Annotated in this window: 11 protein-coding genes and 1 rRNA gene; 4 read left to right on the top strand and 8 right to left on the bottom strand. The window is 46.1% G+C overall.

Annotation, left to right across the window (positions count from 1 at the left end; genetic code table 11):
- A partial coding sequence (locus Q338_RS15050) for a hypothetical protein (protein WP_084693592.1) occupies positions 1 to 187 on the bottom strand: 187 nt, incomplete at its 3' end.
- Between Q338_RS15050 and rrf the strand changes: the two genes are divergently transcribed.
- From rrf to Q338_RS10165, 4 genes are all read left to right on the top strand, one after another.
- Positions 176 to 288 (top strand): 5S ribosomal RNA (gene rrf / locus Q338_RS10180). The two genes, Q338_RS15050 and rrf, sit on opposite strands and share 12 nt — an antisense overlap.
- 212 nt (positions 289 to 500) lie before the next feature.
- Positions 501 to 1346: a transporter substrate-binding domain-containing protein gene (locus Q338_RS10175; RefSeq protein WP_034295009.1), complete on the top strand. Its 846-nt coding sequence runs from the start codon at positions 501 to 503 to the stop codon at positions 1344 to 1346.
- A 91-nt stretch (positions 1347 to 1437) separates the two neighbouring features.
- Positions 1438 to 2442: a porphobilinogen synthase gene (gene hemB / locus Q338_RS10170; protein WP_034295006.1), complete on the top strand. Its 1005-nt coding sequence runs from the start codon at positions 1438 to 1440 to the stop codon at positions 2440 to 2442.
- A gap of 56 nt (positions 2443 to 2498) precedes the next feature.
- Complete coding sequence (locus tag Q338_RS10165; RefSeq protein ID WP_034295004.1) at positions 2499 to 2984, top strand: dihydrofolate reductase; 486 nt, start codon at positions 2499 to 2501, stop codon at positions 2982 to 2984.
- Positions 2985 to 3134: 150 nt separating this feature from the next.
- Here Q338_RS10165 and gcvP read toward each other — a convergent pair whose 3' ends face one another.
- From gcvP to Q338_RS10125, 7 genes are all read right to left on the bottom strand, one after another.
- The gene (gene gcvP, locus Q338_RS10160) at positions 3135 to 5981 is read right to left on the bottom strand and encodes an aminomethyl-transferring glycine dehydrogenase (protein ID WP_034295001.1); all 2847 of its coding nucleotides are present in this window, start codon (positions 5979 to 5981) and stop codon (positions 3135 to 3137) included.
- Positions 5982 to 6070: 89 nt separating this feature from the next.
- A complete protein-coding gene (gene gcvH, locus Q338_RS10155; RefSeq protein WP_034294998.1) occupies positions 6071 to 6448 on the bottom strand; it encodes a glycine cleavage system protein GcvH in 378 nt (125 codons plus the stop codon).
- 191 nt (positions 6449 to 6639) lie between these two features.
- A complete protein-coding gene (gcvT, locus tag Q338_RS10150) occupies positions 6640 to 7737 on the bottom strand; it encodes a glycine cleavage system aminomethyltransferase GcvT (protein ID WP_034294995.1) in 1098 nt (365 codons plus the stop codon).
- Positions 7738 to 8137: 400 nt separating this feature from the next.
- On the bottom strand, positions 8138 to 10663 hold the full coding sequence (gene glnD / locus Q338_RS10140) for a [protein-PII] uridylyltransferase (protein ID WP_034295012.1): 2526 nt from the start codon (positions 10661 to 10663) through the stop codon (positions 8138 to 8140).
- Positions 10664 to 10859: 196 nt separating this feature from the next.
- Positions 10860 to 11591, bottom strand: a complete 732-nt coding sequence (locus tag Q338_RS10135) for a uracil-DNA glycosylase family protein (RefSeq protein ID WP_034294990.1) — start codon at positions 11589 to 11591, stop codon at positions 10860 to 10862.
- Positions 11585 to 12016 (bottom strand): ribosomal protein S18-alanine N-acetyltransferase, encoded by a 432-nt coding sequence (gene rimI, locus Q338_RS10130; protein ID WP_034294988.1) that lies wholly within the window; start codon positions 12014 to 12016, stop codon positions 11585 to 11587. Before rimI ends, Q338_RS10135 begins: the two co-directional genes overlap by 7 nt.
- The gene (locus Q338_RS10125; protein WP_034294986.1) at positions 12013 to 12228 is read right to left on the bottom strand and encodes a DUF1653 domain-containing protein; all 216 of its coding nucleotides are present in this window, start codon (positions 12226 to 12228) and stop codon (positions 12013 to 12015) included. The genes rimI and Q338_RS10125 overlap by 4 nt, the downstream gene beginning before the upstream one ends.
- Positions 12229 to 12361: the final 133 nt, after the last annotated feature.

The following is a 12361-nucleotide window of genomic DNA, read 5'->3' as shown; positions in this document are numbered from 1 at the left end:
ATTTGAAGAACTTTGAAAACAGAAATAAACTGAAATCGAAATAAACTGAAATCAAAGTAAATATAAAATGAAATAAGCTTACTGATGACTCAGTCATCACCAAAAAATACAAAATCAACACAAACAAACCAAAACCTTTGTTTAAAATCGGCTTCCCAGTTTGTTCCCCTTTACGTTTGGCGACCATAGCGGTTTGGCTCCACTCCTTCCCTTCCCGAACAGGACAGTGAAACATTCCAGCGCCGATGATAGTATACAATCGTATGCGAAAGTAGGTCATCGCCAAACTATTTACACAAAACCCCAGTCTACTAGAAACAGTAGTCTGGGGTTTTATTTTGTAGGCTGCCTGAAAAATATAAACCTGTTTATGTGAATGAACAGGTTTTTTAATTTTCATCTTGTTATTTTGGAATAAAGGCTTATAATGGTGTTTAACAAGTTTGGGTAAATTTAACTCATCATATCTTCTCATTAACTATAGCAAAAGGACTACGATTATGTTTCATAAAAAATGGTTATCTGTGTTATTAATGGGTGCATTGTTGAGTGCGTGTGGCGATAAAGCAGCGCACACACCTGCTGCCGAGCCAACGCAAAATGCTGCGCCTGTGGCTAATCCCAATTTACCAACAATTCAGGTTGGGACAGACGCAACTTATCCGCCATTTCAGTATCGTACGGAAAAGGGTGAAGTGCTTGGTATTGAAGGGGATTTGTTGAAAGCGATTGGCAAAACTGAAGGCTTTAATGTGAATATGGAACACAGTTCACGGAAATTGTGGCATGAAACTTTGGGCAAACAACATGATGTGTGGGCTTCGGCGTTTTATGATAATGCACAATATCCTGCAGCAGATGTGAGTAAGCCGTTTATGCAGGCATATATTGTGGCGGCGGTGTGCGATGATAAAGACCCGAATAAAACGATTAATTCTACTGCCAGTTTGCAGGGCAAAAAAATCGCGGTTAGCCAGTATTATGGTCAGCAAATGATTGATTTAGCTACTAAATTAACAGGTTCGCCGAATAATGTGATGGTTACGGATACTTTTTATTTGTCGGCACGCGAGTTGTACAATAAGAATGTAGACGCGGTTTTGGGTGCGAATTATGTTTTGGCGTATTATGCGCATGAAATGAAGAATCAGGATAAAACGCGTTATGTGCAAATTGATGGTGAACCGCCGCGCAATTTGGTGTTTTTGGTGAAAAAAGGCGATACGGAATTATTGAATAAAATCAATACGGGTATTGATAAATTACATGCTAATGGTACGATTAAAGCTTTGGAAGAAAAATGGTTACCTACTTGGCAACCAAGTGTGGTATCGGCTTCTCAATAATAGATTTTTCTGTTTTCAGGCAGCCTGAAGGTGTGTTCAGGCTGCCTGAAATGTTAAAATGTGGTTTTTTATTTGCAAATAAGGAAACACGATGAATTTTCCGACTCGCCAAGCTCCTATGACGCGTTTGCGCCGCATGCGTAAAGATGATTTTTCGCGCCGTTTAATGCGTGAACATGTGCTGACACCAAATGATTTGATTTACCCTGTTTTTGTGTTGGAAGGGCAAAATCAGGAACAGGAAATCGCGTCTATGCCGAATGTGAAACGGCAAAGTATTGATTTATTATTAAAAACGGCAGAGCGTGCTTGTGAATTGGGTATTCCCATGTTGGCTTTGTTTCCTGTGGTTACGCAAAACAAAACGGCGGACGCGCGTGAAGCCTACAACCCCGATGGTTTGGTGCAAACGGCGGTACGCGCTTTGCGCCGCGAATTTCCCGAATTGGGCGTGATGACCGATGTGGCACTTGACCCCTATACTTTGAGCGGTCAAGATGGTTTGACCGATGACACGGGTTATGTGTTAAACGATGAAACAATTGAAGTTTTGGTAAAACAGGCTTTGAGCCACGCGGAAGCAGGGGCGCAAGTGGTTGCGCCATCGGATATGATGGACGGTCGCATTGGCGCGATTCGGGTTGCGCTGGAAAATGAACGCTATATTCACACGCGCATTATGGCGTATTCGGCGAAATATGCTTCGGCGTTTTATGGACCTTTTCGCGACGCGGTGGGTAGCGCAGGCAATTTGGGCAAATCCACCAAAGACCAGTATCAGCAAGACCCCGCCAACAGCAATGAAGCCTTACACGAAGTAGCTTTGGATATTTTGGAAGGCGCGGACATGGTGATGGTGAAACCCGGTTTGCCGTATTTGGACGTGGTGCGCCGTGTGAAAGATGAGTTTGGTGTGCCGACTTTTGCGTATCAGGTTTCGGGCGAATATGCGATGTTGATGGCGGCGATTCAAAATGGCTGGTTGGACAAAGATAAGGTGATTTTGGAAAGCTTGTTGGCGTTTAAACGGGCGGGTGCAGATGGGATTTTGACCTATTTTGCTTTGGAAGCGGCGGAACAATTGCGCCGCAAATAATATTGAGGCAGCCTGAAAATATTTTCAGGCTGCCTGTTGATTTGGAAAATAAGATTATGCAGAAAATTACATTAATTGCCGCTTTGGCACAAAATCGGATTATCGGCGCAAATAATGACATTCCATGGCATATTCCCGAAGATTTTGCGTTTTTTAAACATTATACATCGGGAAAACCCGTGATTATGGGGCGCAAAACGTGGGACAGTCTGCCACGCAAACCTTTGCCCAATCGCCGTAATTTGGTCATCACGCGCCAAACAGATTGGGTAGGGCAGGGCGCGGAAGTGTTTGCAAATTTGGCGGACGCGTTGGCGGCATGTGGCGATGTGGCGGAAATCATCATTATGGGTGGGGCGCAGATTTATGCTCAGTCTATTGATTTGGCAACGGATTTGCGTTTAACCGAAGTGGCATTGCAAGCCGATGGCGATACCTATTTCCCCGAATTTGCTGCCGATGTGTGGCGTGAAGTGTCGCGCGAAAAACAGGTTTCGCAAAATGGGACGGGGTTTGATTTGGTGCATTATGTGCGTAGGTAAGTTCTGGTCAAAAATATATAGTTGTTTAAAATTAAAATAATACACGGTGGTCGTTGTCGCCTTGTCCTGATTTAAATTGAATCTACGATAATACACAAAACCAAAAAGGCAGCCTGAAAATAATTTTTCAGGCTGCCTGATTATTGTGGATTAATCTTCGTAATTATCAATTGGTGGGCAAGTGCAAATCAAATTGCGGTCGCCGTGTACATCGTCAATGCGGCTCACGCTGACCCAGAATTTGTGTTCATGCAAATAAGGCAATGGATACGCACCCACTTCGCGGCTGTACGCACGATTCCATTCGCTGCCACTCACGCTTTCCGCCGTGTGTGGCGCAAACACCAATGGATTGTCTTCTTTTGTCCACACGCCCGATTTCACATTTTCAATTTCTTGCTTGATTTGTTTCATCGCGGCGATAAAGCGGTCAAGTTCGGCTTTGCTTTCGCTTTCGGTTGGCTCAATCATCAGCGTACCCGCCACAGGGAACGATACGGTTGGCGCGTGGAAACCATAGTCCATCAAACGCTTCGCCACATCGGTTTCGGTAATGCCGCTTTCCGCTTTGAGTGGGCGCAAATCCACAATACACTCGTGCGCCACACGGTTGTTTTTGCCTGTGTACAAAATGGGGTAGTCGCTGGACAATTCATGCGCCAAATAGTTGGCATTGAGCAAAGCCGTTTCGGTGGCTTGGCGCATACCGTCCGCGCCCATCATTAAAATATACATATAGGTAATCGGCAAAATCCCAGCCGAACCAAATGGGGCAGCCGATACTGCCGTCATGCCTTTGTTTACGCCATCAATGTTCACAATTGCATGGTTGGGCGCAAATGGTGCCAAATGCGCTTTCAAGCCAATCGGACCTGCACCCGGTCCACCGCCGCCGTGCGGGATACAGAAGGTTTTGTGTAAATTCATGTGCAACACGTCTGCGCCCACTTCTGCAGGCTGCATAATGCCCACTTGCGCGTTCATATTCGCGCCGTCCATGTACACCTGACCGCCATTGTCATGAATAATTTGGCAAATTTCACGAATGCCCTCTTCATAAACACCATGCGTAGACGGATAAGTAATCATGATGGCAGACAAGTTTTCACGGTGCAATTCCGCTTTGGCGCGTAAATCGGCGATGTCCACATTACCGTGTTCATCAGTATCCACCAACACAATGTCCATGCCCACCATGTGCGCGGTCGCAGGATTCGTGCCGTGCGCCGAACGCGGAATCAGGCAAACGGTGCGATGACCTTGCCCTTGCGATTCTTGGTAACGACGAATCGCCACCATGCCCGCGTATTCGCCCGAAGCACCCGAGTTGGGTTGGAATGAAATCGCGTCAAAACCTGTGATGGCTTTTAATTGCGTTTGCAAATGGTCAATCAATTCCAAATAGCCAGCCACTTGGTCGCGTGGCGCAAATGGGTGAATTTCCGCAAATTCTGCCCAAGTAATCGGCAACATTTCGCTGGTCGCGTTCAATTTCATGGTACAAGAACCCAATGAAATCATGCTGCGATTCATTGCCAAATCGCGGTCTTCCAATTTTTTCAGGTAACGCAACATTTCATGTTCGGTATGGTATTTTTTGAATGTTGGGTGCTGCAAAATGGGTTCTTTACGCAATAAAGTTTCGGGTAATTGCACAGAAGCTGTTTCGGGCAACACGCCTGCTGTACCTGTGAATAATTGCACCAAATCAGCAAAATCTTGCGCCGATGTTGCTTCATGGAATGCCACAGAAATACGCGTTTCATTCACACGGCGCAAGTTGTAGCCAGCATTTAAGGCAGCCTGAAAAATAGCGTCTGCCTGTGCGCCACAATCCACCAATACCGTGTCAAAAAATACTTGGTGTACCACTTTCAGGCTGCCTGAAACCGCTTGAGCAAATGCCACCGCCAGCGCATGAATGCGTTGTGCAATGCGTTTTACCCCTTCTTCGCCATGATACACGGCGTACATGCCCGCCAAATTTGCCAATAAGGCTTGCGATGTACAAATATTAGAATTCGCTTTTTCGCGGCGAATGTGTTGTTCACGCGTTGCCAAAGCCATGCGCAATGCAGGTTTACCCGTAACATCTACCGACACGCCAATAATGCGACCGGGGGAAGAGCGTTTAAATTCATCTTTAAACGCAAAATAAGCCGCGTGTGGTCCACCAAATGCCATCGGCACACCAAAGCGTTGCGTGTTACCCAAAGCCATGTCTGCACCCATTTCCGCAGGCGATTTCAGCAATACCAAGCTCATCACATCAGCCGCCACCGCCACCACCGCGCCTTTAGATTTCAAAGCGGTAATCACATCGGTCAAATCCACCACATCGCCGTCTGTGCCGACATATTGCAATAACGCACCGAAAAATTCGCCGTCTTGCGCCGCCGCAAAATCGCCGACCACCACATCAAAATTAAAATATTTCGCGCGGGTTTGAATCACGTCCAAAGTTTGTGGATAGACACGGCTGTCCACAAAAAAGCGATTGGATTTGGATTTGCTGACACGTTTTGCCATTGCCATCGCTTCGGCGGCGGCGGTGGCTTCGTCCAATAATGACGCACCTGCCACAGGCAAACCCGTTAAATCAATCGTCATTTGCTGGAAATTCAACAAGGCTTCCAAACGACCTTGCGACACTTCCGCTTGATACGGCGTGTAGGCGGTGTACCAACCGGGGTTTTCCAACACATTGCGTTGAATCACGGCTGGCATACGCGTTGGATAATAGCCCAAGCCAATGTAATTTTTGAAAATTTTATTTTTCTTGGCAATTTCTTTGATGTTTGCCAACGCGTCTGCTTCACTCAAAGCATCGGGCAATGCCAATTTTTCGGCAGGCATACGCACGCTGTCTGGCACGGTTCGGCTAATAAAACTAGCCATATCGGTTTCACCCAAAGCCGCCAACAATGCCGCTTGGTCGGGGAAACTAATATGGCGAGATGAAAATTCTGTATGATTAAACAATTGATTTAATTTCATAATAATTCTCCTAAATAAATTTTCAGGCAGCCTGAACGTAAAAAAGCTGCCTGAAAACACATTTCACTTTTCAGGCAGCCTGTTGATGATTAGGCGATTTCGCCTGCGTATTGTTCAGCAGTCAATAAAGTTTCCAATTCTGCTGGATTGCTTGGTTTGATTTTAAAGAACCATGCGCCGTAAGGGGCGCTGTTTACCAATTCTGGGCTGCTGGTCAAGGCTTCGTTTACCGCCAACACTTCGCCAGAAATCGGGCTATATACATCAGATGCTGCTTTCACAGACTCTATTGAGCCAGCTTGGTCTTCCGCAGAAAATGTGGCACCCACTTCAGGCAATTCCACAAACACAATATCGCCCAACAATTCTTGTGCATGTTGAGTAATACCGATGGTTGCAGAACCATCTGCTTCCACACGAATCCACTCATGGCTCGCAACATATTTCAAATCAGCAGGAATGCTCATGGTTTGTTCTCCAAGTTGTTTGGTTAAGAATTAATGTCATGCTTCAAATAAAAATCAAGGGGTTTCAGGCAGCCTTCCAATACACGACAGAATTCATATAGGGTGCGTATTACGCACCGAAATTTTTTGAATCATTTGGTGCGGGGGATAAAAAATTATCCTAAAATATTATTGAAAGGCAGCCTGAAAAATTATTCAAACTGCTTTTGACCATTGCGTACAAATGGCAATTTTAATACGCGCACAGGCGTTAATGTGCCACGAATATCTACTTCTGCGCTATCTGTGGTTTCGGTTGGCACACGCGCAATGGCGATGGATTGTTTCAGAGTTGGCGAGAATGTACCACTGGTAATCACGCCTTTACCAAATGGCGTAACCACTTCCATGCCTTCACGCAAAACACCACGCGTTTCCAACAACAAACCCACTTGTTTATGTGGCACGCCAGCCGCTTTCAATGCCACCAAAGGGGCTTTGCCAATAAAATCGCGGTTTTCATCTTTCAAATCAATTGTCCAACCCATGCCAGCGACCAATGGACTGGTTTCATCGTCCATATCATGACCATACAAATTCATGCCCGCTTCCAAACGCAAAGTATCACGCGCCCCCAAACCGCATGGTTGAACATCTGCTTGGCTCAAAGCCGTGAAAAATTCGGTGGCAGCCGTGTCAGGCAAAATCACTTCCACGCCTTCTTCACCTGTATAACCTGTACGCGCCACAAACCAGCCATTGCCCATATCTGCACCTTGGAATGCTTTCAAGGCTTGCACGGTGTCTGCCCAATCGGGTTTCACGCTCAATAATTTTTCAACGGCGCGTGGACCTTGCACTGCCAACATCGCCGTATCGGTGCGATGAGTTAAGGATACGCCAAATTCTTTGGCGGTGGCTTGGAAATGCGCGGCGTCTTTTTCACGCGTTGCGCCATTGGACACAATGCGGTATTGCGTTTCTTCATCGTTCATGCGATACACGATTAAATCGTCAATCACGCCGCCTTGTTCATTCATCAATGGCGAATACAAGGCTTTGCCTACAAAAGATAATTTTGCCACATCATTTGCCAATAATTTGCGTAACCATGCTTTGCTGTTTTCGCCCACTACATCGGTTACCATCATGTGCGACACGTCAAACATACCTGCGTCCGTGCGTACTGCTTCATGTTCTTGAATTTGCGAGCCGTAATTAACAGGCAATTCCCAGCCCGAGAAATCAACTAGCTTGCCACCATGTTGTTGATGTGCTTGATTAAAAGGGGTTCTTTTGATTTCAGACATAATGATGGTTCTCCTTGAATAATGAATGCGTTGAATTTATTTTCAGTCATCATGTGAATGATGTGTCGCAATAGACAAAAAGTAATAAAAAAATCATAGAGATAGAAAAATATTTACCTTTGACTACATACGCTTACACAATGAGTCATTATAACAGTAAGGCGGAATCAAGCAAGCTGATTATGGGCATAAATGGTTTATTTTTTTCACATTATTTTGATTTTAATCAATAAATATTTATTATCATCTAGGAGGAAATGATTTTGTTTGGATAAATGGTCAATTTGCTTACATATTAAGCATATTGTTTTAAAAATAAATTTATTTTTAATATTTTCAACCAATATTGTGGGCGATAAAATCTTCAGGCTGCCTTCCCAATCAAGGCAGCCTGAAAACATTATCCCAATACTTTCAACAAATCCGTCTGAAACGCCAATTCCTTGTTGGTATTATCCAAATACGGGCAATGCAGCAAAAACACATCTTCCACGCGGTCGGCGAGCGTGGCGATTTTGGCGTGATACAAACGCACTTTGTGTTGCGCGAACACTTCGGTGATGTCCGCCAACAGCGCGGGGCGGTTAATCGCGGTAATTTCCAGCGAATACCACTCGGCGCGTTCCGTGTCGGGCGTGAGCTGAATATGCGGCGCAATCGGCTGATACCGCGCACGGCGACTGGGTGCTTGGGCGTGGTGCGACACATCGCGTTTGCCTTGAATAAATTCTTGTAATTGAAACAATAAATGGTTTTGAATCCGCGCCATGTCATTGCCATTGAATTGTTCGGGGAGCTGCAAAATAAATTCATCTAAAATAAAATCATGCGCCGTAATCAAGGCTTTCGCCGCCAAAATATCCAGCCCATGTTGGCTAATCAAACGGCAAATGCGCGTGAACAGCCGTTCCCGATTGCGCATATACACTAAAACGTGTAAGCGGTCGGCTTGCGTTTTCATGCGTACACAAGATTGCTCAAAATCATCAATCAATTCAGGTAATTGCCACGAAATTTCCGTTTCATCATAATACACAAAATAGGCATCGCCCAAAGCCTGCCACAATTGACGTATCCGTTTTTCATCGTGATTTTGTTTTAATAAATCAAATGCTTGCTGTTTTCGGTGCCAAGCCAAAGTTTGCCGATTGGCGTGTTCGCCCGACAAATATTTTAAGGCAGCCTGAAACAGCGTTTCCAATAATTGCGCTTTCCAAGTATTCCAAATTTTCGGGTTGGTGCCGCGCATATCCGCCACCGTCAGCAAATACAATGCGGTGAGTTTTTCTGTGGAATCCACAGTTTGACAAAATTTCTGCACCACTTCGGGGTCGTGAATATCCTGTTTTTGCGCCACAATGGAAAACAATAAATGATGTTCCACCAGCCACGCCAACAATTCGCCATCGTTTTCAGGCAGCCTGTGGTCGGTGGCAAAAGCGAGCGCGTCCGCCACACCCAATTTCGCGTGGTCGCCATTGCGCCCTTTGGCGATGTCGTGAAACAGCGCGGCAAGATACAAAACATATTTTTTTTCAAACCCTTGCATCAGCGAAGACGCAAACGGCAATTCATGACTGTGCGACTCAATCGCCAGCCGCCGCACATTGCGTAGCACCATTAAAATATGGTCGTCCACAGGATAAACATGAAATAAATCATGCTGTAACAGCCCCACAATTTTGTCCCACGCAGGCAAATATTTCGCCAACACGCCATACAAATTCAACAGCCGCATGGTCGCGCTCAAGCCCGTACCCATTTGAAAAAACGATAAAAATTGCGCTCTATGAATGGGATTGGCGTAAAAATCGCTGTCCAATTTTTGCACCGCCGTCCACCACGCGCGTAGCGTTTTGGGGGCGATGGTGTGGACATCGTTGTTGGCTTGCAATTTTTGCACAATGCCGAAAATGTGTTCAGGCTGCTCTTCAAATAAGTGCAGGTTTTTAATGGCGATTTGGTGGTTGATGTGGTAATAATGTTCGTCTAATTCATGGGTCATGCGCGGATAATTCACATAAATGCGTTCACGCAGCATGGGTATAATAATTTGATTTAATTGAGAAATATTTTTTGCGGCGCGATAAAATTGTCGCATTAATTGTTCAATGGCTTGCTGGGCTTGGTTGCCGTAGCCCAAATTTGCCGCCACCGTGTTTTGCAAATCAAAAATCAAGCGGTCTTCGGCGCGACCTGCCGCCAAATGCAGCTCAATTCGCAACTTTGCCAGCGTGCGATAGCTGCTGCGTAACATACCGCTTTCTATATGATTAATCACTTGATTTTTTTGTAAATGATTAAAATCTGCACGCAGATTTTGCACTTTTGCCAGCCACATCATTGTGTGAATATCGCGCAAACCGCCCACGCCATTTTTAATATTCGGCTCCAGCGCAAAAGCGGGCTGTTTGGCGTGGCGTTGGCTCATTTCCAGCAATTTGCCTTCAATAAATTGGGCGGTATCGCGTTGATTATGCAATAGGATTTGAAAATTTTGTGCGGTTTTCAGGCTGCCTGCCAGAAAACGGGTTTCCAAAAAAGCGGTGTCGGCGGTCAAATCGTGTTTGGCACTTTCGGCGAGCTGTTTCAGGCTGCCTGATTTGATGGCGGGTGCCAGTTGATTATCCCAAAGTATTTGAATAAATTGGGTAATTTTTTGGTGTTGCGCGTCTGTTAATTCGTGGGGCGCGGCGATGGCTAAATCCAAATCGGAATGCGGATACAATTCTTTGCGCCCAAAACCACCGATGGCGAGCAGGCTCAATTCTTCGTGTTCCGAAAATAATTCTGCCCACCACGCGCACAGGGCGTTTTCTACGGCGACGGTGTGGTGGCGGAAATAGTTGAGTGGGCGGCGGTCGGCAAGATAGGTTTCAATGGCTTGCCATTTGGCGGCGTGTAGGGTTTGGGCGATGGGGGGCATGGTTTTGGTTTTTTTTTTTTGGATTAGGTTAATAAAATTTTTTTCAGGCTGCCTGAAAATGGGGCGGTAGGGTGTGCCATGCGTACCAAATACACCACCATATTCCAATGATTCCAACCATTTGGTGCGCACGGCATACCCTACAAAAAATGTCGTTTACTGTGAGACAGCCTGAAAAATAATAAACTGAATCCATTTAACGACTTACCAAATAATCCGCCAACTGCTGCAAAGTCTCCCACGCAGGTCGTTTTAAACTGGGATTATTCAAAATGCGTTGCGGGTGCGGAATAATAAATGCTTTAACATCAGGCAATTGCGCTTGCACATCATCGCGTTCAAAAAATTCTCCCATCAACAACAAAGCCTGTGCGCCACTCAATTGCCATTCCGCCAACACACGCGGCGCGGCGGCAAGCACCGCTTCGGGCGATGGTTTCGGATTGAAATCGGGCAAATCTTTCAACCACGATGTAATAAAAACATCTTTTAAATTCAAATGAATAGCTGCCAACATTTTCCGCAACAATTCGCCATCTGCGCCGCTAAACAATCGCCCAGCCGCCACATCCGCAGGCGCAGCGCACACGCTCATCGCCAACACCCGAGCCGCAGGAATGCTGCCCGACAATTGTATCAAATAATGTTCAACTGTATCAGTAGGATAGCTGATTTTTTCCGCCACCATAGGCGCGGTCGGCGCGTTTTGCGGCAAAGTGGCACTTTTCACACGCTGCAACAAAGCCAGTCGTGCGGAAGACATATTCTCTTGATTTTTAATTTCTTTTTTTGGAGAAACGCTGGAAGTGGGCGTACTTGGCGCGTGGACAAGGTTTTCAGGCTGCCCTATGATTTTCGCACCCTGTTTTAACCACATCGCGCCCAAACCCAATGCTTCGTGCAGATGAATATAGCGGCTGTCTAGCATATTTTCTCCATAATAACAGCGTCTTCCGTGCCACCGTAATAATTTTTGCGCCGTGCGATTTCGGCAAAACCGTGTTGCGCGTACAATTGTTGCGCGGCAAGATTGCTGGCGCGAACTTCTAATAAAATCCGATAGATAGCTTGTTCACAGGCAGCCTGAAACAATTGCACCAACAAGGCGCTGGCAATCCCTTGTCGGCGATACTCGGGCGCGGTGGCGATTAAATGCAGCTCCATCTCGTCCAAAACCGTTTGCCAAACGATGAAACCGCGCACATCGCCCATTTCATTTTGTTCAATTAAAACAACATCATGACTGGATTTGCAGGCAGCCTGAAATTGCGCCAACGTCCACGCAGACGGATTGCAGCGTAAATCCAATGCGACAAGTGCCGCACAATCGGCGGCGGTGGCACGGCGTATCATGCGAATGCCTTGACCAATGCGAAACGTGGCACGCCATCGCCCACGCATTCGGAGAACATGGCGGCTGGGCGTACCCACACGCCGTAATCGCCGTAGAGTGCGCGGTAAACCACTAATTCTTCTTCGGTTTCGCTGTGGCGGGCGAGTTCTAAAACTTCGTATAAATTGCCTTTGTAATGGCGGTAAATACCGCGTGTGATGGGGGTAGTCATTTAGATAATCTCTTGGGAAAAGGGGTATTATATAGTGGATTCAATTTAAATCAGGACAAGGCGACAGCGACCGCCGTGTACACCTAGTACATAAGGGAGCTGGCAACGCGGTACTGGTTTAAATTGAATTCAC

It is taken from the genome of Alysiella crassa DSM 2578 (assembly GCF_000745955.1).
GTDB classification, from domain to species: domain Bacteria; phylum Pseudomonadota; class Gammaproteobacteria; order Burkholderiales; family Neisseriaceae; genus Simonsiella; species Simonsiella crassa.
This window is presented reverse-complemented; position numbering and strand designations above follow the sequence as displayed.

Excerpts from the sequence above, each read along its gene's own strand:
- Q338_RS10175 (WP_034295009.1), top strand. The coding sequence starts at position 501 with ATGTTTCATAAAAAATGGTTATCTGTGTTATTAATGGGTGCATTGTTG.
- hemB (WP_034295006.1), top strand. The coding sequence starts at position 1,438 with ATGAATTTTCCGACTCGCCAAGCTCCTATGACGCGTTTGCGCCGCATG.
- Q338_RS10165 (WP_034295004.1), top strand. The coding sequence starts at position 2,499 with ATGCAGAAAATTACATTAATTGCCGCTTTGGCACAAAATCGGATTATC.
- gcvP (WP_034295001.1), bottom strand. The coding sequence starts at position 5,981 with ATGAAATTAAATCAATTGTTTAATCATACAGAATTTTCATCTCGCCAT.
- gcvH (WP_034294998.1), bottom strand. The coding sequence starts at position 6,448 with ATGAGCATTCCTGCTGATTTGAAATATGTTGCGAGCCATGAGTGGATT.
- gcvT (WP_034294995.1), bottom strand. The coding sequence starts at position 7,737 with ATGTCTGAAATCAAAAGAACCCCTTTTAATCAAGCACATCAACAACAT.
- glnD (WP_034295012.1), bottom strand. The coding sequence starts at position 10,663 with ATGCCCCCCATCGCCCAAACCCTACACGCCGCCAAATGGCAAGCCATT.
- Q338_RS10135 (WP_034294990.1), bottom strand. The coding sequence starts at position 11,591 with ATGCTAGACAGCCGCTATATTCATCTGCACGAAGCATTGGGTTTGGGC.
- rimI (WP_034294988.1), bottom strand. The coding sequence starts at position 12,016 with ATGATACGCCGTGCCACCGCCGCCGATTGTGCGGCACTTGTCGCATTG.
- Q338_RS10125 (WP_034294986.1), bottom strand. The coding sequence starts at position 12,228 with ATGACTACCCCCATCACACGCGGTATTTACCGCCATTACAAAGGCAAT.